The organism is Trichocoleus sp. DQ-A3, from assembly GCF_039961975.1.
In the GTDB taxonomy this organism is placed as follows: Bacteria; Cyanobacteriota; Cyanobacteriia; order Cyanobacteriales; family FACHB-T130; genus FACHB-T130.
Map to the genome: position 1 here is coordinate 279,173 of NZ_JAMPKC010000001.1, position 22,280 is coordinate 301,452.

The 22,280-nt window shown below is 46.1% G+C and carries 23 protein-coding genes; 17 read left to right on the forward strand and 6 right to left on the reverse strand.

Going from position 1 to position 22,280, the window contains the following annotated elements:
• Positions 1-130 precede the first annotated feature (130 nt).
• Entirely contained in the window at positions 131-2,683 is a 2,553-nt protein-coding gene (locus NDI44_RS01135) for a PAS domain S-box protein (protein ID WP_190413063.1), read from the reverse strand.
• Between the two features lie 904 nt (positions 2,684-3,587).
• Between NDI44_RS01135 and NDI44_RS01140 the strand changes: the two genes are divergently transcribed.
• The 14 genes from NDI44_RS01140 (at position 3,588) to NDI44_RS01205 (ending at position 14,535) form a co-directional block, all read left to right on the forward strand.
• Entirely contained in the window at positions 3,588-3,845 is a 258-nt protein-coding gene (locus NDI44_RS01140) for a hypothetical protein (RefSeq protein WP_190413064.1), read from the forward strand.
• A gap of 238 nt (positions 3,846-4,083) precedes the next feature.
• A complete protein-coding gene (locus NDI44_RS01145) occupies positions 4,084-4,491 on the forward strand; it encodes a DUF2267 domain-containing protein (RefSeq protein ID WP_190413065.1) in 408 nt (135 codons plus the stop codon).
• Between the two features lie 94 nt (positions 4,492-4,585).
• Positions 4,586-5,686, forward strand: a complete 1,101-nt coding sequence (locus NDI44_RS01150; RefSeq protein ID WP_190413066.1) for a DJ-1/PfpI/YhbO family deglycase/protease — start codon at positions 4,586-4,588, stop codon at positions 5,684-5,686.
• 97 nt (positions 5,687-5,783) lie between these two features.
• Entirely contained in the window at positions 5,784-6,659 is an 876-nt protein-coding gene (locus NDI44_RS01155; protein ID WP_190413067.1) for an SDR family oxidoreductase, read from the forward strand.
• 60 nt (positions 6,660-6,719) lie between these two features.
• Positions 6,720-7,424 carry an SRPBCC family protein gene (locus tag NDI44_RS01160; protein WP_190413068.1) on the forward strand — a complete coding sequence of 235 codons (705 nt, stop codon included), beginning with the start codon at positions 6,720-6,722 and terminating at the stop codon, positions 7,422-7,424.
• 89 nt (positions 7,425-7,513) lie between these two features.
• Complete coding sequence (locus tag NDI44_RS01165; protein WP_190413069.1) at positions 7,514-7,918, forward strand: hypothetical protein; 405 nt, start codon at positions 7,514-7,516, stop codon at positions 7,916-7,918.
• A 129-nt stretch (positions 7,919-8,047) separates the two neighbouring features.
• Positions 8,048-9,217, forward strand: coding sequence for a zinc-dependent alcohol dehydrogenase (locus NDI44_RS01170; protein ID WP_190413070.1), 1,170 nt, complete (start codon positions 8,048-8,050; stop codon positions 9,215-9,217).
• Positions 9,218-9,282: 65 nt separating this feature from the next.
• Positions 9,283-9,723, forward strand: a complete 441-nt coding sequence (locus tag NDI44_RS01175) for a hypothetical protein (RefSeq protein WP_190413071.1) — start codon at positions 9,283-9,285, stop codon at positions 9,721-9,723.
• Between the two features lie 247 nt (positions 9,724-9,970).
• Positions 9,971-11,140, forward strand: a complete 1,170-nt coding sequence (locus tag NDI44_RS01180; protein WP_190413072.1) for a zinc-dependent alcohol dehydrogenase — start codon at positions 9,971-9,973, stop codon at positions 11,138-11,140.
• Between the two features lie 9 nt (positions 11,141-11,149).
• Positions 11,150-11,332, forward strand: a complete 183-nt coding sequence (locus NDI44_RS01185) for a hypothetical protein (protein WP_190413073.1) — start codon at positions 11,150-11,152, stop codon at positions 11,330-11,332.
• Positions 11,333-11,571: 239 nt separating this feature from the next.
• Positions 11,572-12,729, forward strand: coding sequence for an L-dopachrome tautomerase-related protein (locus tag NDI44_RS01190; protein WP_347276603.1), 1,158 nt, complete (start codon positions 11,572-11,574; stop codon positions 12,727-12,729).
• Between the two features lie 40 nt (positions 12,730-12,769).
• Positions 12,770-13,111: a cupin domain-containing protein gene (locus NDI44_RS01195; protein ID WP_190413074.1), complete on the forward strand. Its 342-nt coding sequence runs from the start codon at positions 12,770-12,772 to the stop codon at positions 13,109-13,111.
• Positions 13,112-13,453: 342 nt separating this feature from the next.
• Positions 13,454-14,329 (forward strand): manganese catalase family protein, encoded by an 876-nt coding sequence (locus NDI44_RS01200; RefSeq protein ID WP_190413075.1) that lies wholly within the window; start codon positions 13,454-13,456, stop codon positions 14,327-14,329.
• A 62-nt stretch (positions 14,330-14,391) separates the two neighbouring features.
• A complete protein-coding gene (locus NDI44_RS01205) occupies positions 14,392-14,535 on the forward strand; it encodes a hypothetical protein (RefSeq protein ID WP_190413076.1) in 144 nt (47 codons plus the stop codon).
• Here NDI44_RS01205 and NDI44_RS01210 read toward each other — a convergent pair.
• Positions 14,532-15,515: a hypothetical protein gene (locus tag NDI44_RS01210; protein ID WP_190413077.1), complete on the reverse strand. Its 984-nt coding sequence runs from the start codon at positions 15,513-15,515 to the stop codon at positions 14,532-14,534. The genes NDI44_RS01205 and NDI44_RS01210 overlap by 4 nt on opposite strands.
• A 772-nt stretch (positions 15,516-16,287) precedes the next feature.
• Between NDI44_RS01210 and NDI44_RS01215 the strand changes: the two genes are divergently transcribed.
• Both NDI44_RS01215 and NDI44_RS01220 read left to right on the forward strand, forming a co-directional pair.
• Positions 16,288-18,096: an ATP-binding protein gene (locus tag NDI44_RS01215; RefSeq protein WP_339380693.1), complete on the forward strand. Its 1,809-nt coding sequence runs from the start codon at positions 16,288-16,290 to the stop codon at positions 18,094-18,096.
• Positions 18,097-18,320: 224 nt separating this feature from the next.
• Complete coding sequence (locus NDI44_RS01220) at positions 18,321-18,527, forward strand: hypothetical protein (protein ID WP_190413078.1); 207 nt, start codon at positions 18,321-18,323, stop codon at positions 18,525-18,527.
• Between the two features lie 6 nt (positions 18,528-18,533).
• Here NDI44_RS01220 and NDI44_RS01225 read toward each other — a convergent pair whose 3' ends face one another.
• The 4 genes from NDI44_RS01225 to NDI44_RS01240 all read right to left on the reverse strand — a co-directional run bounded on the left by NDI44_RS01225 (position 18,534) and on the right by NDI44_RS01240 (position 21,359).
• Positions 18,534-18,668, reverse strand: coding sequence for a hypothetical protein (locus tag NDI44_RS01225; protein ID WP_277877582.1), 135 nt, complete (start codon positions 18,666-18,668; stop codon positions 18,534-18,536).
• A 9-nt stretch (positions 18,669-18,677) separates the two neighbouring features.
• Positions 18,678-19,892: a DNA methyltransferase gene (locus tag NDI44_RS01230; protein WP_190413079.1), complete on the reverse strand. Its 1,215-nt coding sequence runs from the start codon at positions 19,890-19,892 to the stop codon at positions 18,678-18,680.
• A 5-nt stretch (positions 19,893-19,897) separates the two neighbouring features.
• Entirely contained in the window at positions 19,898-20,701 is an 804-nt protein-coding gene (locus NDI44_RS01235; protein ID WP_190413080.1) for a hypothetical protein, read from the reverse strand.
• Positions 20,702-21,017: 316 nt separating this feature from the next.
• Positions 21,018-21,359: a helix-turn-helix transcriptional regulator gene (locus NDI44_RS01240; protein WP_190413081.1), complete on the reverse strand. Its 342-nt coding sequence runs from the start codon at positions 21,357-21,359 to the stop codon at positions 21,018-21,020.
• A gap of 565 nt (positions 21,360-21,924) precedes the next feature.
• Here NDI44_RS01240 and NDI44_RS01245 point away from each other — a divergent pair.
• Complete coding sequence (locus NDI44_RS01245; RefSeq protein WP_190413082.1) at positions 21,925-22,119, forward strand: hypothetical protein; 195 nt, start codon at positions 21,925-21,927, stop codon at positions 22,117-22,119.
• The last annotated feature ends 161 nt before the right edge of the window (positions 22,120-22,280 follow it).

Below are 22,280 nucleotides of genomic sequence, written 5' to 3' on the forward strand. Positions count from 1 at the left end.
CTGGGATATTGGTTTCAGCTCCATCGGCTCCATATTTTTCCGGCTAGGATTTCCTAATAATTCTTTATTATTTCTTAAGATTTCCCTCTTGGGATCGTCTGCCACTCATCAGCGTATACCTAACCACTGATTACGCAACCTGGGAGGGAGCCATCGGGAGTGGGGTTGCAGAGGCGGTAGACTGCTGAAGCGGAATTTCTAGAACAAACTCTGTCCCTTGTCCGGGCGTTGACAGACACTTTAGTTGACCTCCGTGACGCTCCACCACCACTTGGTAGCTAATGGACAGCCCCAGCCCAGTCCCTTCTCCTACAGGTTTAGTCGTAAAAAAGGGGTCAAAGATTCGTTTTTGGACTGCTTCTGGAATGCCGCAACCATTATCTGCGATCCGGATAATTACTTGATTTTGGTTGTTCGCTGTTGTGCAAATCCGAATTGTCGGTAAAGGGGAATTGGCGATCGGGAATTGGCGATCGCTACTTTCTTCTCCATGATTCATCATCCATGAAGCCTGAACGTTTTCCCGTTCCAGAGCATCAATGGCGTTGCTCAGCAGATTCATAAAAACCTGATTTATCTGCCCTGCGTAGCATTCTACCTTGGGTAGGTTGCCGTATTCTTTGATAATCAGAATACCTGGTTTTCCTCCCTGTGGCTTCAATCGATGCTGCAAGATCAACAGGGTGCTGTCGATGCCTTCATGCAAATCCACCGGCTTTTTCTGGCTCTCATCATGGCGGGAGAAATTCCGCAAGCTCAGGACAATCTGGCGGATGCGTTCCGCCCCCATTTGCATAGAATCCAATAGCCTTGGGAAATCTTCAACCAGAAACTCCCAATCCATTGCCTCGGCTTCTGTTTGAATTTCCGCTGCTGGCTGAGGATAGTGCTGCTGGTAGAGGTTTAACAAATGCAGCAAATCTTGGGCATACTGCAAAGCTGGGGTCAAATTCCCATAAATGAAAGAGACGGGGTTATTAATTTCATGGGCGACACCCGCTACTAACTGCCCCAAACTGGACATTTTTTCGCTTTGGATTAACTGGGTTTGGGTTTTCCGCAGCCGATGCAGCGCTTGTTTAAGTTTGGTCGTTTTTTTCCTTAATTGTGCTTCTGATTTCTGTAATGCTTCCTCCGCTTGCTTGCGTTCGACGAGTTCGGCTTCCAGTTGCTCAAATAGCGTCGATTGCTGAATGGCGATCGCTAGCTGCACGCTAAGCTGTTTGAGCAATTCTACTTCCGATGCCTGCCATTGCCGGGTTTCGGTGCAGTTTTGGGCAACGAGCAGCCCCCATAATTGAGGACTGGAAGACGAGTGAGGACTGAGGAGTGAGGACTGAGGGTTGGAAGAGGACTGAGGACTGAGGACTGAGGACTGAGGAGTGGATGGGGGAGGAGGGCTGGTTGAGGTGTGAGGGTTGAGGAAGAGTCCTTTCACCTCCGTCTTGTTTTGGACAATCGGGACGACCAGATTGGCTTTTACCTGAAACTTCACTAGCCAATCAATCTGGCACTGACTGAGATTCGCCGTGTCGATATTCTCAATCGCTTGAACCTCGCCTTGTTGGTAAAGAGGCAGGTGATTTTCCCCAAAACATCTGCTGTGGATCTGAGTTCCTAAACTCTTAGTCCAACCCGTGCCGACCGATTCTACAACCCCAACTCCACGCCCATCTGAATCGAAGCGGTAGATCGTTACCCGGTCGGTGTTGAGAAATTGCCGGACTTGCGATACAGCCGTTTTCAGGACTTCTTCCAGGTTCAGAGACTGGCGGATGCGCTGATTCATGTTTCTGAGCAGCCGTTCTCCAGTCGCTTGCTTCCATAAGGCTGTTTCTACCTGTTTGCGACCTGTAATATCCATCACCGTCCCAGTAACCCGTGCCGGTGTATTGGTTGGGTCGCAAAACAGGGTACCCGTAACGGCAACCCACCGAACTGCACCATCCGGGCAAAGGAGACGATGTTCGAGGCTAAAGAGACGACCTGCCAAGTTTTCTGTCCTGGATGCTTCTACAATCTGCGCGATCGCTTCCGTCACGCGATCGCAGTCATCCAGATGAATACACTTTAAATAAGCTTCATAAGTGCTACCAAAGGAACCAGGTGGGAAACCTAATAAAGATTCCGCATTTGCCGACCAGGTTAGCTGACCCGTCTGCCTCTCCCACTCCCAAACTCCCATACTGGCAGCATTCAGAGCAAGCCCCAGCCTGGTTTCGCTTTGTTGTAACGCCGCTTGTGACTGTTGTTCAGCGAGCTGGCGCTCGGTAATATCTGTATGAAAAACCAGAAACTGAGTCAGTTCACCAGTGGCGTCCCAGACAGGAGCAACAATTAGCTCATTCCAAAAAGGCGTGCCATCTTTGCGATAATTCTTTAACATTACCTGGCACTCTTGCCCTAACTGCAAGGCTTGGTGAATTTGCTCAATCGCATCCTGGTCAGTATCGATTCCTTGCAAAAAAAAGCAGTTGCGTCCGATGACTTCTGCTGAAGCATAGCCCGTTATCTTCTCAAAAGCCGGATTGCAATAGGCTATAGAAGGATTGGGGGTACGAGCATCCACAATCACAAGACCCACAGGCATGGTTGCGAGGATGCGATCGCATAACCCTCCCGCTTCCCCGTGCCGCTCGAGAGTGTGAAACTTCTTGCCTACCTTGCCTTGCTGGCTTGCCATTGCAGTTGCAGCTCTCAGAAGTAATTAGTAGCGAATATTAAGCCTCGGTTTCTTACCGTACACGAATCTTAACTTCTCTCTAATATACCTAATGGCGTATTTCTCCGGTGTGATGCATTATACAAATTTCAGTGCTATTTAGTCTGAGTTTCTACCTGAGGTGGTCGGAAGAGATTAATCGCTATGCGCCAGATAATCTTTAAAAAACATTGGTCTAGTTCCTAACGACGACCGTGGCGCTGTTCTAAAATCTTCTGTTTTACAAACTTCTCTCAAGTCCCGATCCAGATGACAGCGATTCCAGCCACCGCTTTATCACTGACTGAATCTACACTTTAAGCGGCATCCACATTGCCCCCAGTCAGTACCGGGTTAAGTCAGTACTGGGTTAGTTGGGTGATTTATTCTGCCCGATCTCATTTTGCATTCGGCGATTGTCGCCGACATTGAATGCAGGTTCTAGGTGGACACTAGTGCCTGAAAATACGGTAATTTCCTACGGTAAATCTTTGTTCGCAGTCTCTTGAGCTTCTGTATCGGGTTGCTCGGTCATAGGACTGCGCCTGATTCAGATTGCCTTCTCGGCGAAAGACCCAACTGATAAATTTATCTAAATTCTCAACCTCAAATAAGAATCTCAAATAAGAATAAAGGGGTGCGCTCATTTAAGCAAATAACGACTCGCTATTCGCAATTTAAAATTGTCCGCACCCCGCAAAAATTACGGTGATTAAATTTCAGCATAGCGATTTACTGGTAAGTAAACCTATGACTTTGGAGCGAATTAAAAACAAATAGATATATCACCTAGGAGCGAAGCAGACCGTTAGAGGGAATACATAGGCTTAAAGTCAAGACTTAGACTCTAGCGCTGAGTTGTTAGGGAAAGCAAAAGGAGGGGAAAATGACGCATCACGGCAATCATGACGGTGAGATCATCACGGGAACCGCAGACGAACACTACAACCTGATCAGCGTGCTATACCATGCCCTAGAGGGTGCCAGTACCTACGAAATTTATATTCAGGATGCTGAGGAAGCTGGAGATGATGAACTCGTAGAGTTCTTCCAGCAACTAGAAGAAGAAGAATCTCAACGCGCCGAACGGGCGAAAGAATTGCTTGCCAAGCGGATTGCTCCGCAGGGGGCAGTTGCTAGATAGCGATCGCAAAAGCTAGCTCAGACTTATTTCCCCCTTTAAATTCTTGAGAGAATTCGTGGTTGAAGCAGCCACGAATTCCCTAGTTTGCACGAGTAAAAAACGTGCAAATTAAAATATCGTGCAATTACGGCGCGAACTTCATGGAGTAAGGAGCGTACTTTTTTTAGAAAGATTCAACGCTTTGGCAAGTCATTAAGAGAGCGAAGCGTGAAAGTTGGAAAGATTTAAGAGGTCAATAGTGAAATACGAGCAGTTCATTAAACAGGTTCAAAGCGTTGCCCAACTGAGCCACCGTCAGGAAGCAGAACGTGCCACTCGTGCCACGCTGGAAACACTGAAAGAACGCATCGTTGGAGACGAGGCAAAAGACCTAGCTTCACAACTGCCAGCAGAACTACAAGAGTGTCTGCGTGGGCGAGAGGGCGAAAACGGTCAATTTTTCTCGCTGCAAGAGTTTTACCAGCGCGTCAGCGAAAAAGAGGGAACCGATCCCAGCGATGCTGCAACTCATGTTCGAGCGGTGTTCGCAGTGCTGCAAAAAGCCGTAACGCCTGGTGAGTTTGCAGATGTCCGCGCTAATTTTTCAGAAGATGACGCAGAGCTATTTCTTACCGGAACCTCATTGAGTGAAGTTCCCAGTTCGTAAGAATTTTAAAGGTAAAACTCCAAAGGAGTTTTACTTTTTCTCGCGATCGCTCAAAATTTTTTCCTTGCAAAATTTTCATAAAAAAGGAGATTCCATGACACAGCAAAATAATAACGGCAGCAAGAAGCGAGTTGCCATCCTGATCGAAAATGGGGTTGAAGATTCTGAATTTCAAGTCCCTTATAAAGCCTTGCAAATGGCGGGAATGGAGGTCGTTGTCCTCGGTTCTCGGATGAACGAGAATTATGTCGGTAAACAAGGCAAATTGTCCCAGAAACCGGATGGCACCACGACAGAAGCCGTGGCTCTCGATTTCGATGCAGTCATTATCCCCGGCGGCATCGCTCCGGATATGATGCGGACGAACCCCAACACCGTCAACTTTGTAAAAGACGCATTCGAGCATGGGAAATTGGTGGCTGCCGTTTGCCACGGACCACAAGTTTTGATTGAAGCTGATTTGCTCAGAGGTAAGCAAGCGACGGGCTTCTTCTCTATCCGCACAGACATTATCAATGCCGGTGCCCATTATGTGGATGAGCCGGTCGTGGTTGACGGCAACCTGATCACCTCGCGTCAACCGGGTGATTTGGCAATTTTTACCACTGCAATTCTCAGCCGTCTCGGTTACGGTGGCAAAGAAGCTGCATTACCCCATGAAAGCGATATCACCGCTGAATGGTGGAAACTGGCTGATTCTTGGGGCGGTTCCACCAAGGGCGATATTGCCAAAGGTTTGAATACGGCGCTGGCTGGCGAACGTTATTCGCAAGAAGCGTTTGGGCAGTATGCCGAGAAAAGCACAGATGCAGAATTGACCTCGATGCTGCAAGACATGATCAAAAATAAGCAGCATCACATTCAAATGCTGGAAGAACGGCTGAATGCTCTGGGAGAAAGCCCCTCGATTCCGGCACAAGCTGCTGATAAATATGCCAAGTTCAAAGCTTCTCTGCAAGGCAGTGACGACACCGATCTTTTGCGTCGCAGCATGGGCGACTTGCAAACCGGCGTTGTCGATATTAACAACTTGCGGATGAAATTTACCGATCCGATTACTACCGCCATTCTCACCGAGATTGAAGTGGATTTGTCGAAGTACGAACAGTGTTTGGCGGCACTTTATAAATCTCGGATGGCAGGTCAGGAAGTCAAGCCTGCGAAGCCGACGACTGGTGTTTCCGTCAAGATGTAAGTTTTGAGTGCCAAGTAAGGTGGGCATTGCTCACCTTATTTAATTGCTAATCGGTTCAACACTCAAAACGTTTCTCAAGGAGATGTCCGGAATGAGCATGAGTAGAAAACTGGAAGGCAAAGTTGCTATTATCACGGGTGCAGGGACTGGAATCGGCGAAGCGATCGCGCACAAATTCGCCAAAGAAGGTGCCAAAGTTGTTGTTAATGGACTCCCTAGCGATCCGCTGGATGAAGTCGCACAAGCAATTCAGCACTATGGTGCTGAAGCGATCGCTTACGCGGGGGATATCTCGGAAGAATCCCACGCCAAAGCTTGTGTTCAAGCCGCTATTGACTATTACGGGCGTCTGGACATTTTGGTGAATAATGCGGGTGTCTTTTTAGTAACGGCGGAGACTCAAGACTACCCCATTGATGTTTTTGACCAGACGATCCGGATGAACATCCGTTCCGCCTTCCTGATGACCAAGTACGCTCTACCGCACCTCCAAAAAACACGCGGAAACATTGTCTCTGCCGGGTCTGAGGCTGGCTTTAACGGACTGGCGCGAAACACCCTCTACGGTGGTACCAAAGGCTGGATGCATTCCTTTATGAAAGGTGTGGCGGTTGAGCAAGCTCAATACGGTGTTCGCGCTAACTGTGTCTGTCCTGGTGCCATTGATACCGCTTGGACACACAAAGAAACCGGGCCGATGGATGCTCAGATGGAGAAAATGCTGATTAATGCAACTCCAATGGCTCGACGCGGCACGCCAGAGGAAATGGCAAACGTCTATGCCTTTATTGCTTCGGATGAAGCGAGTTACGTCACGGGGGCATTGTGGCTGGCAGATGGTGGCATCACAGTGGCGAAAGGAGCCATCGGCGAGCAGACGCCAAAATCGTTGCGTGCTGAACCGCAAGGAGAACTGCGTCTAGATCATGCCAGAGAAGGGCTAGAACACAAACAAGTCCAAACGATTAGTTAAGCGCCTAAGAAATTAATATTACTCAGCAAATCATCAATTACCGTTTGAGGAAAACAGAACATGACATCTAAAGATATCGTCCCCAGCGGTCAGAATGAACCCAGCAATGTCGGTGATAAGGAGCGTTGGGGATCGTTACTCGGCGGCGGCGCACTTGTACTGATGGGTTTAAAGCAACGATCTCTTCGGGGAGCGTTAATGGCGATCGCGGGTGGTGGTCTAATTTATCACAGTGCGACCGCAGAAAAAGGTATCCAAGACACCATACAGGAAAAAGCAGGGATGAACCAAAGCATCAAAGTTGAAAAGACCGTCACGATCAATAAACCAGCAGATGAACTTTATCGCTTTTGGCATAATTTTGAAAACTTGCCTAATTTCATGAAGCATCTGAAATCGGTAACGGTCGTCAACGAGCGGCGATCGCACTGGGTTGCCAATGCGCCAATGGGTGCAAGTGTGGAATGGGATGCAGATATTATCAACGAGAAAGAAAACGAGTTAATCGCTTGGGCTTCGACGGAAGGAGCAGACGTTGAGAATGCAGGGTTTGTGCGCTTTTCACCTGCGCCTGCGAATCGGGGTACGGAAGTAAAAGTCGTCATTGAATATAACCCGCCGGGTGGAGCCGTAGGTGCTGCGATCGCTAAACTTTTCGGTGAAGAACCAGAACAGCAAGTTGGCGATGATTTGCGCCGTTTCAAAATGATTATGGAAGCGGGTGAAATTGCGACAACCGAAGGTCAACCTTCTGGAAGAAGTTAAGAATTTTATTTCGTGGGATTCTTAGTTAACAAGAGAGAAAACTGAAGAATAGGTTCTTCTCACAACAAAAATAAACAACGGAGATTGAAATGAATCAAGGAATTAATCGTTTGCAAAAAATTTGTTTGCGTTTGGCTAGTGTCGTTCTAGCAGCGATCGCATTTTTAGTAATTCCGACTTTTAGCTACAGCACATCGTTCCAAGCACAAGCTCAAACCCTGGTTGCTGACAACTTAGATTTTAATAAGACCAGCAACGCTCAGATCAAAAAAGCGATTGACATGGCTGAAGACCATGTTGGGGACAGAGATGGAATCGGCAATACTGGCTTGAAGAACCTCAAAAAGCTGGGAGAAAATATTCCCGAAACTGCCGATGTGATTGTCCGCCAAAGATTTGATAACGATCAACCTGGTGACGTGGGCGACCCAAGTATTGTTCAAGACAAAAATGACCTGGGAGTCGCCAAGACTAAGAATCGGGCACCTAGATAATTCGGCTTTTCGCTCAATTCGGGTTGAGAAGTTAAGCGACTGACTGCATTACCTGAGACAGGGATGTGAGAAACCCCGTCCTGCGGATACACAAGGGCGGGGTAATTAATAAAAGGATAAACAACATCAATGAAAGCAGTATGTTGGTACGGTGCCACCGATGTGCGGGTTGAAACCGTACCCGATCCCAAAATTCTCAATCCGCGCGACGCCATTCTCAAAATTACTTCGACGGCAATTTGTGGCTCCGATTTGCACATTTATGACGGCTACATTCCGACGATGCAACCGGGTGACATTATCGGTCACGAATTCATGGGAGAAATCGTCGAAGTTGGTAGCAAAGTAACCAATTTAAAACCAGGCGATCGCGTTGTCGTTCCTTCCACGATCGGATGCGGTCACTGTCACTATTGCAACCATGATATGTGGTCGCTGTGCGACAACTCCAACCCGAACGCTTGGATGGAAGAAAAGCTCTTCGGTAACGTCACTTCGGCAATTTACGGTTACTCTCACTTATTCGGCGGCTATGCAGGCGCGCAAGCCGAATATATCCGCGTTCCCTTCGCGGATGTGGGTGTCGTCAAGGTTCCCGCAGAAATTCCCGACGAGAAATTATTGTTTATCTCCGATGCCATTCCCACCGGATTTATGGGCGCGGAGTTATGCGATATTCAGCCAGGAGATACTGTCGCTGTCTGGGGTTGCGGCGCTGTCGGACAATTCGCCATGATTAGCGCCTATATGCTGGGTGCCGAAAGAGTAATCGGCATCGACCGTTTTCCCGAACGTCTCCAAATGGCGAGGGAACACGCAAAAGCGGAAACGATTAACTACGAAGAAGTTGATGCTGGCGAAGCGCTGAAAGAGATGACTGGCGGACGGGGTCCCGACTGCTGCATTGACGCGGTGGGATTAGAAGCGCACGGCATGGGGGTTGAAGGAGTTTACGACAAAGCGAAGCAAGCAGTCCGGCTGGAAACAGACCGTCCCCACGTCCTGCGGCAAATGATGGTCGCTTGTCGTAAAGGCGGCACGCTCTCAATCATGGGTGTTTACGGTGGCTTTGTGGATAAACTGCCCTTTGGTGCTGCTTTCAACAAAGGCTTGACCTTCAGGATGGGGCAAATGCACGGGCAAAAGTATATGCAGATGTTGCTGGATAAAGTTTTGAAGGGAGAACTCGATCCATCCTTCGTCGTCACCCATCAGTTACCCCTAGAAGAAGCCAAGAATGGCTACGAAATGTTTAAGCACAAAGAAGATAAGTGTATCAAGGTTGTGCTGAAACCTTGAAGTCAGTAATTGGGAATAAAAATTAACCGATTACGAATCATCAAATAATAAACTGGAGTGTTTTCATGAATCAAGTAATTTCTTTTCTACAAAGTATTCGTTTGCGCCAGATTGCTACTGCGTTTCTGGTAAGTGCTGCATTTTTGGTGATGCAAGCTTTCGGTTACGGGACTCCTCTACAAGCCCTTGCGAATAACACGACATTGACACCAGAAACCAACGCTTACCAAGTGCCAGGGTCTAATGGTTCAATCAATGCTAGGACTGAAACGCTAAAAGACCAGACTGAAGATACAGGCAGTAGTTTGTTGGATAAAATTGGAGATGCTGCTGAAAATGTCAAGGAAAAACTGAATCTTGACGAGCCGACGCCTCCAAGTACCAAAAAGTTTTTTAATCAGATTCAAGATAAAGCTGACGATGTAGTTGGTAAGACAGTTCAAGGGACGCAGGAAGGTTTCAACGACGCGGCGAATAACCTGAGCAGCCCATCTTACTCAAAATAATCTGTAATCCAGCGTGCAAATTGTCCCCCCTTAACGAGGGGGGATAGTGGAACAACGGATAATATTTGCTTGACATTTCGCTCCTCCTAACCTCCTTAACCAGGAGAACTCGCAAAGAGAAAGATTTACCTAGTGTGTATGTGTAGTTATTAGTCATTAGTAAATTGTTTTTAGTAATTGATAATGACTAATAATGAATCGGAAATAACCCATAAATAATGACGAATGACTTAAGGAGAAAAATTTAATGAAAGCTGTTTGTTGGCATGGAAACAACGATGTGCGGGTAGATAATGTACCCGATCCAAAAATTCTTAACCCGCGCGATGCCATCGTCAAAATTACGTCAACAGCGATTTGCGGCTCCGATTTGCATATTTACGATGGTTTCATCCCGACAATGCAAGCGGGCGATATCCTCGGTCATGAATTTATGGGGGAAGTGGTTGAACTTGGCAGCGCCGTCAAGAATGTGAAAATAGGCGATCGCGTCGTTGTCCCTTTCACTATCGCCTGCGGTAACTGCCTATTCTGCAACCGCGATTTGTGGTCGCTGTGCGATAACTCCAACCCGAACGGCTGGATGGCTGAACAGATGTACGGTCATTCGCCATCAGGACTTTTCGGCTACTCCCACTTGTTCGGCGGCTATGCTGGAGGTCAAGCGGAGTATGCGCGGGTGCCTTTTGCCGATGTCGGTTTGTTCAAAATTCCCGATGGATTGACAGACGATCAGGTACTGTTCCTAACGGATATTTTCCCGACCGGCTACATGGCAGCGGAAAATTGCAACATTAAACCGGGTGATATTGTAGCTGTCTGGGGCTGCGGGCCAGTCGGACAGTTCGCAATCAAAAGTGCCTTCATGCTAGGTGCCCATCGCGTTATCGCTATCGACCGCATTCCCGAACGCTTACAAATGGCTAAAGAACAATGCGGGGCAGAAATTCTCAACTATGAAGAACTCGATGTCGGTGAAGCACTCAAAGAGATGACTGGCGGACGCGGACCAGATTCTTGTCTGGATGCCGTCGGCATGGAAGCACACGGTACCGGGCCGGATGCTTTCTACGATAAAGTCAAACAAGCCGTGCGAATGGAAACCGATCGCCCCACCGCCCTGAGGCAAGTCATTGTCGCTTGTAGCAAGGGCGGTCATGTATCGCTAGCGGGTGTTTACGGCGGATTCCTCGACAAGATTCCAATGGGCGCAGCTTTCAATAAAGGCTTGACGTTCAAGATGGGACAAACGCACGTCCATAGATACTTGAAACCGTTGTTGGAACATATCCAAAATGGCGATATCGATCCCTCTTTCGTCATCACACACCGCTTGCCTTTAGAAGAGGCGAAACACGGTTACGAAATTTTCAAAAATAAAAAAGACAACTGCATCAAAGTTGTACTAAAACCATAAGGTCAAACTATGGAACTTGACCGCTCTGATCGGGGTGAAAACACCGTCAAGATTAATAATTTGCTTGCAGAAGTTTATCACTTGGTTGAAAAACTTGAACAAGAGGCAGAAGAAAATCGCCAGCGTTTCCAACAAGAGTTAGAAGCTGGCGAGATTCTTACTGCTGAAAGTCAATCTTTTGGACAGAAATAGGTGTTTTGTTAGTTCTGTGGTCGAGATGTCAATGGGTTGCGTCTCGTCAGTGAATGGAAACCATGAATGCCATCTAATATAAGAGGGGGTATCAGCAGTCTGCTAGGACGTCACGGCTGGACGTTGGCGTTGCAGGAGTGTTGACGAAGCATTCAGTCAGTAGTGCTGACACCGTGAAGTATCTGGAGAGAAACGTGGGAAAACTGGGTTGGCGATCGCTTCCAATTCTTTTAAGCCTTGTGGTGACAATTCCCTTTGCATCATCCGGTCGGGCGCTATCCGCACAAGAACCCACACAGAAACTTGCTGAGAAACCTGCTGAGAAAACGATTGGCAACATTGAATCAGTTGCCTCCTTTAATGGGCCGATGCTTACTGGCGTCACCGTGTCTCAGGACGGTCGAATTTTCGTGAATTTCCCTCGCTGGGGAGACAATGTAGAATTTACCGTTGCTGAGTTAAAAAACGGGACGGCGGTGGCTTATCCCAATGCCGAAATTAACCGCCCAAATCCTAGCAACCAAGCTGAATCGTTGATTTCGGTTCAAAGTGTCGTCGTCGATCCGCAAAACCGCCTGTGGATTTTAGATACCGGGAGTCCGCAATTTGCCCCCACTTCCTACGGGGGGCCAAAATTAATTGGGATTGACCTAAAGCAAAATCGGATTATCAAAACAATTCTATTTCCCCAGGATGTAGCGCTGCCAACGACTTACTTAAACGATGTCAGATTTGACTTGCGGCGCGGCAAAGCTGGAATGGCATTCATCACCGATTCTTCTAGTTCTGGGCCAAATGCAATTATTGTTGTAGACCTGGCTTCTGGCAAAAGCTGGCGACGGCTGAACAATCACCCCTCCACTAAAGCCGAACCAAATTTTTTGCCCAGCGTCGAAGGACAACCGTTGATGATGCGATCGCCTAATCAACCACCCAGCTATATCAAAGTAGGTGCAGACGGGATTGCGATTAGTGCTGATGGCGATCGCTTATTTTACTGCCCTCTGGCAGGTCGCCGTTTATACAGTGTCAGCGTTGATGCTTTAGCAAACGAGCAATTAACAGAGTCGCAAGTAGCAGCAACCGTGGTGGATCTCGGCGATAAAAGTGGTGCTTCAGATGGACTGGAATCAGATGCTGAAAACCGCGTTTACCTGACGAACTACGAACACAATTCCATTCTTCGCCGCCTACCGGATGGAATGTATGAAACGCTCGTTCACGATCCTCGCGTTTTGTGGCCCGATACGCTTTCTGTGGCATCAGACGGCTATCTCTATTTCACTGCCAATCAACTGCATCGCCAACCAAATTTTCATGGCGGTAGAGATTTAAGAGAAAAGCCCTACAGTCTATTCCGAGTCCGCATTGATGGGAATCCGATCTTGCTCCGCTAAGAGCATTTAAACAACATATCTGAACAAGGAAGCAGCAAATATGACAGATACAACTGTGATGAAAGTAGATTCTACCAATTCCCCCAAAGGGGAAATGGGTCAAAAGTATCTCGCATCAGGCAAAACCATCTCGATGCGCCTTTGGGAAAACGAGCAACCCAACGAACCAAAGGAACCAACTGCGCGAGAATATGAGACGGTTGGTTATGTCATCAACGGTCGCGCTGAATTGCACCTGGAAGGTCAAAGTATTTTGTTAGAACCCGGTAATTCTTGGACTGTACCAAAAGGTGCATCCCACACCTATAAAATTCTGGAGCCTTTCACGGCAGTTGAGGCAACTTCTCCACCCGCCCAAGTTCACGGGCGCGACGAAGCTTAATCCGACATGAATTAAGCAAAAATACTTAAATTCTGCTAATAAAAAAACCGTCTTTTTGATGAAGACGGTTTTTTTATTAACACAAACTTTTAAGAATGAACTTGATACAAAATAATTGGTAATTCGTCATTAAATAGGCACATAAATCAAGAATAAATTTACCGAAATAAACTTAAAACTGTCCTTCTCCAGGAAGAGGCAAGACCTTGATTTAAATAGTTTCCTATAGGAGTAGAGAGCATAAGTTTTGCAATTGAAATTTCGATATTTAGCAATTTGCTAAATATCAATTTGCACCATTTTTCTGTTGTTCTGATAGTAAAAAGAATTCGGAGTTTTTGAATGTTTTACCATAAAAAGCAACTTCAGTATTTCACTCCGCCACAAAACCCCGATCCGGTCTACGCCATGAAGATTCAGGAACTCATCGGCGGCACTTTTGGCGAGATGACCGTGATGATGCAGTACCTATTTCAGGGATGGAACTGTCGAGGGCCTGCTAAGTACCGCGATATGCTACTGGACATTGGTACCGAAGAAATCGGTCACGTTGAGATGCTTGCCACGATGATCGCCCATCTGCTGGACAAAGCGCCTCTAAAAGTCCAAGAGGAAGGTGCCGCAGATCGGCTAGTCGGGGCGGTTATGGGCGGTTCTAACGTGCGGAATGAGATTATGGCAGCAGCGATGAACCCGCAGCACGCCATTGTCTCCGGCTTGGGTGCGACGCCCTCTGACAGCGTTGGCTACCCTTGGAACGGTCGCTTTATCGTCGCCAGCGGTAATTTGTTAGCAGATTTCCGCTCTAATCTCCACGCCGAGTCGCAAGGTCGCTTGCAGGCAGTGCGAATGTATGAAATGTCAGACGACCCAGGCGTGAAAGATACCTTGAGTTTCATGATCGCCCGCGACACCATGCACCAAAACCAGTGGTTGGCAGCGATTGAGGATATCGTAGACTCCGGACTGGACGACACTCCGGTTCCGAGTTCCTTCCCACTGGAATTGGAGAAGCGGGAGTATGCGTATCAGTTCTGGAATCACTCTGACGGTACTGAAAGTGCTGAAGGACGTTGGGCGAAAGGCAAATCAATGGACGGCAAAGGGGAGTTTGAGTATGTAGAGAATCCACAACCGTTAGGACCAGAACCGACACCTCCGCCTGCTGAACCAAAGTTGCACGGTACCCCAGGTTTTGAAAAGGCACGACACACCTAATAAATAACTGCTGAGAATTAGTTCGCCTGCGTGTTGGCTAATTCTCAACCAAAACCTAATCGATGCTATTGCAGCAAGGTATCAACACACCTGTATTTTTGCAGGTGTGTAACGCGATCGCTCTCTACGCCACCCTACTTGATGGAGAGCGATCGCTTCCTACTTTTTTTCGCTCAAGCGATCGCTCTCTACCCCACCATATTTAAAAGCTGTACGCAGTGTTTGACAGGCTCACCTTCTGCTCTGGCAAAGTCGTCCGGGTTTTCACTCTTTCGCTGTCCTGGTGCCGGATTATCTTTTCCAGTTTCAGGTCGCCATATTTAGCATAGAGCTGTTCGATCTCTTCATTCATCTGGTCGCACTCGGTTTGTAGCCGTTGATTTTGATGGCGTAGCTGTTGAATTGCTTCCTTATGTTCTTGACAAGCTATTAGGTAAGTTTGGCGAGAGTTCGCCAGTTCATCCTGTAGCCGTTGATTTTCCTGTTTTAGCTGCTCTAATTCCTTGGATTCAACCAAGATTTTCAAATGAACTTCTTTGGGAGCGCTTTGTTGAGTGCAAATACTTTGATTCTTCTCAAGCTCTAGCCGAGAATTTGCCAGTTCATCTTGTAACCGCTGATTTTCCTGTCTCAGCTGCTCCAATTCTGTTAAATGAACCTCTTTGGCAGCACTTTGTTGAGTGCAAATACTTTGATTCTTCTCAAGCTCTAGGCGAGAGTTTGTTAGTTCGTCCTGTAACCGCTGAATTTCCTGTTTCAGATGGTGTACTTCCTGAGATTCACCAGGCAAATTTAAATGGACTTCTTGTATATAACTTTGCTGGCTGGAAGGACTATCATTTTTCGCAGTTTGTAGCAATTGCAACCCAATTTCTCTGAGTCGCACCAACGTTAAATCTTTGCTAAGCCCGATGTAACAGTGATATAGTTCGCCATTTACTTTCTTGTAGGCGTACCAAAAATCTCCATCGGTTTTAGTTTCTTTGCTAGCGATGAAATCAGATGTACGTTGATCGACTGGCTCAAATTTAAATGACTTAGAACTTGGTAAATTTAGCCATTGGAACCATTGCTCAGAATCCAGATGAATGTCTTCGAGTCGTTCACCCCGTCGTGGATCTTCTACCCAAAATTCTAATGTTGCCCTCTCGGTGAATGACCAAACCTTTGGTGTTTTAGCCGCCATGATTAAGTTACACAGATAAATTATTCGCAAAAGTAACAAGTTTCAGCATTTTCCCTGGTATCCCATGTAACTTTTCTTTTATTAGAGGTTAAAATTTTACGGTATCGCTGTTGCGATAAACGTATTGTTACTGAACCTCTTCAATGCACCCTACTTGTTTTCTAAGTAAATATACAAGGAATTTTCACTGACGAAGATTTTTTAATATTAAGTTTATACAATCTTTAAAATAGTCAGGAGTATTCTTGACACAATCTTCATAATTAGGAGCAGCCTGTAAGTTACTAAGGACAAGCTGCTATGTCTAGACTTGCAGGTATGCAAGCCCAAAAAAGAATCCCTCTTTTGGAGGAGAGAGGTGAAACGAAACGGCTGACTAACAAATTCCCTATGGGTTGGGTTGAGGTGCGTGTAACCCAAATGCAGCAAACGCTCGCTTTGTTTTTTCTCTCACACAGAGCCAACCTACGGCTGCTAGGTTGTCCCATAAGCGCTTGATACGAGTACAAGCGTGGATGAAAGCGGGATTTTCTAAAAGAATTCCGTGGAATTCTTATTCGGAAAAGTTGCACATCGCGTTAGTTTAATTAAAAAAATGTAGCTGAATCTCTAGATTGGATGTTTTGGCATTTTCTGTAAAATTTAAAATTACCAAATATCAGCGTTTTTTGCCTCGAAGGGGACTCTCTATCCCTAAAAATTAATTCAACTACTTAAATAATTTAAATTTCAGTCTAAAGATAGGTGAAGAAAAACCTTATGAGCTGCAACTGTGAAAAGAGTTCTGAAAAATCGACCACAACTCGATCCCAGCTCCTTCTCTAGAGTGAGACTCGATGGTAATGCTCCCCCCATGAAAGAGGAAGATAAAACTAAAAGTGAACTCATCGCTGAATTAGTAGCACTCCGCCAACGAGTTGCGGAGTTAGAGAAACGAGAAAATCAATATCAGCACTCAGAGAAGGCTTTGCGGTTAAACGAAGAGCGCTTCCTGATGTTGCTGGAAAACATGAAAGACTATGCAATTTTTTTCCTCGATCCCGACGGGCGTGTTATCAAGTGGGGAGCAGGGGCAGAAAGCATTTTAGGCTATCAGGAAGCAGAGATTTTGGGCAAATCTGGCTCCATAATTTTTACACCTGAAGATCGCGATCGCGGCGAAGACAGGAAAGAACGGGTAAAGGCATTAACGGAAGGTCGGGCTGAGAACGAACGCTGGCACGTCCGGAAGGATGGCAGCCGTTTCTGGGGCAGTGGCATTGTCACGTCTTTACGCGATGAGAGCGGACAGGTGCAAGGGTTGGCTAAAATCATGCGCGACTTCACGGATCGCAAGCAAGCTGAAGAGGAACGTACTCGGTTACTTGCCCGCGCACAGGAGGCACGCACTCAGGCTGAATCAGCCAACCGGATGAAAGACGAGTTCCTGGCGACTCTTTCTCACGAACTGCGATCGCCCCTCAATGCGATGCTGGGGTGGACGAGTCTTCTCCGCACCCGAAAATTTGACGCGGCGACGACCGCTCGTGCTATCGAAACGATTGAGCGAAATGCCAAGGCGCAAGCACGTTTGATTGAGGATCTGCTGGATGTTTCGCGGATTATTCGAGGTCAACTCCGTCTCACAGTTCGCCCACTGGAACTGATTCCAGTCATTGAGTCAGCCATTAATACGGTACGTCCAGCAGCAGATGCCAAGAATATTCAAGTTCATCTGCTGCTGGATACTTTTGTGGGTTCAATTTCAGGAGATCCAGACCGCTTGCAGCAAATAATCTGGAATCTGCTCACCAACGCGATTAAGTTCACGCCCGAAGGCGGACGAGTTCAAGTTTACCTTCGAGGCGATCGCTCCCACGCCGAGATTTCAGTTAGGGATACGGGTGAGGGCATCAGTCCTGACTTTCTGCCTTACGTGTTTGACCGCTTTCGCCAAGCTGATAACTCTATCACCAGGTCTTATACAGGATTAGGGCTGGGATTGGCAATTGTCCGCCACTTGGTGGAACTACACGGAGGAACCGTGCGTGCTGAGAGTCCCGGAGAGGGGCAAGGGTCAACATTTATCGTGAAGTTGCCGCTTCTCAACAGTGCTGGGGTGAAAAAGAGGACTGAGGAAGAGGAATCTTTATGCAGTTCTCAATCTTCAGCACTCAATCCTCAAGAAAGTCCTCCCACCCTTTGGGAAAGTCCTCTTGATGGCTTGCAGATCCTTGTTGTTGATGATGAAGCTGATGCCCGTGAGTTGCTCAAGAGCATCCTAGAACAGTATGGAGCAGAAGCGATCGCTGTCGCCTCAGCAGAGGAAGCGATCGGAACTATCCAACAGTCAAAGCCAGATTTACTCATCAGTGACATTGGGATGCCAAACGAGGACGGCTACAGTCTAATTCGCCTGGTGAGGGCGCTAGAGGCGGAAAAAGGACAAATTCCATCTGTGGCGTTGACGGCTTATGTCAGAGTAGACGACCAAAAAGCAGCCCTTTCGGCAGGTTTTCAATCTCATGTCGCTAAACCCATTGATCCCACTGAGTTAATTGCGGTCGTCGCGTCCCTTGTCGGACGGACTGGAAATGTCTAATTTCATCGCTAGCAGCAAAAGTTTTAAATACCCAAAATACCAAAAACGAGCGTAAGTGTAGCGAATCCTCTTAGCTTTTAGTTTCCTCTCCAGTGGTATGAGATAGACGCAAAGACGGTATATCATCACGAGTGCGACTTCGGATATAAGCAAGGAGAGGGACGTAAATTTATCCTAAATTTTGCTTTCTTTAAAATGGTTCAGCAATTAGGAGAAACTTTTAAATGAAAGAGAATAGGATTACTCGAAAGCATCTGGTTTATAGTCTGCTAACGGGTCTGCTGATCGGCGCGATCGCTGGCACACCGATCGGCTGGTTTACTCATCGCGCCTATGCTGAGCAACGTTTGGCTAAGAATTTAATTTGCCGAGAGCAACATCGAAATGAGCCTGTAGCGGTTGTGGAATCTATCTGCGGCTCAAGATTCTAAAGTTTTCTAATAATTGTTTCCCTGGGTGCGATCGCGCCCTTTTTTATTGCATCTAAAAGGATGCGATCGCCGTACAGGTAATTTTGCCAGATTTGGATTTTTGGGAAGGATGCGATCGCTCCCAGTATTAACGACTTGCACTCTTAAAACTTACCATTCTGCTGTCACTAAAAATTCATATAATTCTTTTTTTGAATTTCTTTTTCTTATTACTTCACTTTGCACGTTTTTAAAACCGCATTGCCTCATTATGCTCATATAAATCTCTTCTACTGGAACAAGTGTATCGTAAAACTTAGAATTGCCAACAATATAGAAAATTTTTGCCCCTTTAACAAGAACATAGCTTAGGCTATCTATGTGGGTTACTATATCGACAAAATATTTATGAACGTAGTTTGCCAGGATAGGGCTTTGCTTATTAATCTCTTGAATTATACCTTTGAAGTTTTCATTTTTAATTTGTGTATTTCCAGGTTCCCATTGGGCTAAACGGCTAGTTGCTATTCCCCAAGTTCCGCCAATTGCTTGCCAATCTAAATCGCCTGCCTCACGCGCATTATTAAGGAAACCTAGCCAATACATATAAGGTCTTACTTCACGTATATAACTCATCCGGTTTGGATAGGGAGGTGAGGTAATTACGCAATCATACTTCCTACAATCGTTTATGTGAATGTAACGAGAGTCACTATTTTGTACAGAAACACTTCCTAAAAGATATTGTTTTGCAGAATTAATAGTCTGCTCACAGTAGCTTACAAAATCATTAATAATTAAGTGTTTTTCATTTAATTTATTAAAGCTTATTTTTTCTTTTTTAAAAGACATAGATTGATGATTAAAAGCAGCGTTCGACCACTCTATTGTTGTTCTACAAAAAGCAATAAGCGCTAGATTTAAAGCCAGACTATCTTTTCTATTCTTCCTTTGGCTTTGTATCGCCTGAAAAAGACTTGCTAGTATCTTTAACCTTTCTGGCGACCACCAACGTTCAATGTAATTAAGCGGTGGAATCCAGAGATTATCAAATTGCTCATTTTGGGATGCTTGTTCCGCTACAGCACCAGCTATTTCAATAGCTGCGTTTAATTCACGTGGACTGTAATAATGTACTTTTGATTGTGATAGCCAAGCTAAAAATGGGTTAATTTCTATCAGATTGCAATTAACTCCCCTCTCAGCACAGACTAACCCTGTTGTTCCACTACCAGAAAAAGGATCGAGGACAAGTTGTGGTTTTCCAACATATTCGAGGACATTTTGAACTACCTTGACTGAATAGGCTGGAGTCAAACGTATCCAACCGTGTCGCCCTTGCTTAAGATTGTCTTTGAAAGTCAAATCAGCCCTTTGAGAAATCATTCAGTTTATTGCAATAAAGCGGTTAGAACTGATTCTACCTCTTGCTTCAACCTAGCGGAATGGCGTTGGAAGAAATTTGCTAAGTCGTAACCTAGCACTTGGCGACAAAACTCGTATGTAGAGCTAGTTGTTGAACCATTAGTTGTACCTCGAAGTATTAACCAGCGCGATTTAATATAACGATCGGCAACGCTACTATCTATCTGGTTTGAAAAAAGTAGTATTACTGGCAAATATCCTTCAGAGTAAGCTGCTGCTGCATTTGCAATATCAGCATTCTGGCGCTTTGAGTCTTTACTTTTATACCCTTGCCGGATTTCAAAAACAGCTCCTTTGAAAACTGGTATCATATCTTCTGATATGTTGACTGCTCTACAGGCATTTTGAACCCAGTTAGTAACTATTGGACGGCGGTCAAGTTTCGTTTCAGCTATTGGGATGCAGCAGTCGAGAGATAAAGTTTGTGTCTTCCCCTCTATTTTTTTAATTTCATAAGACCAGATTGATTGCTCTGCTGTCAGATTAAGGCTATCCATAATAATGCGTTGAATCAGTCTTTGACAACCTATCCCAACTTGTCGGTACACTGATGTCATGCCACCAGCGGCTTTATGAGCAGTGAACATTAGAGGAGAATCTAAGCCTAACCATGAGTAGAAGGGATCAGCTTGGTATAAGCTTTGAAATTCAGATAATGTTAGTCCTGCACTACCTCCAAATTTTGGTAGGTAATTTTTACAAGCAGAAATTGGATCTATAACAATTTTGATGTACTCTTCGTCTTGCGCTTGCTCTGAAACAGAGGTCATATATTTGTGTCTCCAGCTCTGTTTTTAGTAGCTATACAATTCGGCCTTTCAACTTCCAAATTCCTTGTTTCTCAACAACGTGTAGTGATTATGCCATGAAACTTTATCTATACCACCAGTTGCGATCGCGCCCTTTTTTATTGCATCGGTCAGGAAGCGATCGCGCATTCTCCCCTTCACCACTGCAATGCGATCGCCTAATCCTCTTCTGAGTGCGAGCGCTGCGTTATCAACGAGTTAGGCAAATCGTCCAAACTCTTGTTAACTTTCGCTTTCTGGTTAAAACTAGCCGAGAGCGAAGAAGCAACTGACACCTTCAGTCTCCGATGTTTGGGTTCCAAGCTTCCGTACCAATCAGCAGCAAATCTTCCAGCGTCAGAATCCGATTCTCAGTTGGGTGTTCGGGTTTGAGAACATCTAAAAGTATCCACAAAATATCAGGTGCTGGTTTATTCAGGTTTCCATTCTCAATTCTCGAAATGGCCGCAATGCTCACCCCAAGAACTTTAGGCAACGCTCCCAATTCTCCATAGAAGTTGGCTTCATACTCCTTCGTCTGTTCGCTCAACTTGTGGACACTTAAGCCTTTTGCTTCCCGACAGGCTCGTAAGAAGTTGCCCATCTGCCGCAGTCCTTCATCCGTAAACCTTCGTCTCAACGACTCTCTCTTCCTTATTACAGGTAAAACCGCTAGTAATCGCCTTTACTGCCTAAAGCTAAGCTATCATGCCCTACTTTGCGACTATTTGTTTCAAGTTAGTAACTTGAATCGCTTTATGTTACAATGTATAAGAAAGGTTAACCTTTTAACCTTCCAGTAATCCCCCAACAAAGTCCTATTTCCAGCTGATTGCTGCCGGAAATTAACCCAGATGAGTGCTGTTTGTGCTAGCTACAAGGCTCGCACGCCTGTACCCATCTACCCAATTAAATATCTATGAACAAATCCAAAGCGACAGAAGCACTGCGGGTAGCGCCGGGAATTGCTGCCATCAAAGCAGCACTGAACCAGCGCGGCGATCGCATCTGCTTTCCTCCATAAACAGCCCATCTGGACTGTCTGGGTTACAGATAAAACACCAATACTAGCTGGCATTTTAGCGCAACCCTATCAATAGATGGGGACTGCACTCGCAAAAGAACGATAGCGATCGCCACACCCTCATCGCCATCATTCAAAGCATATTCATCAAAAAAACCCTAGGTATCATCGGGAAAGTTTTATGACCTACTTTAACCAGCTTCACCCTTGGTGCCTAATGCGTCGCGTACCCAAGTTGCAATCCTTGGTTGTTGCTCGTTTTCGCCGCCGCTGTGACGCAGAAGCCCATCAGCGAGTTCTCCAACGCCTGGGTCCAAGCGAAAGCTACAACATCGTTTTCGACGTGGCAGCAAAAGCTGCCGAAGTTACGACCTAAATAAAATTACCTCAAAAAAACTCTCATCATCACTTCAGTTGATGTAAGAGTTTTATTTTGCTAACAGGATAGAACGCTGGCGTTCTATCCTGTTTTTTCATTAGAGGATTAGCCAACCATCACCGAAGCAGAGTCGCGGCGGACAATTCACTTGATAATTC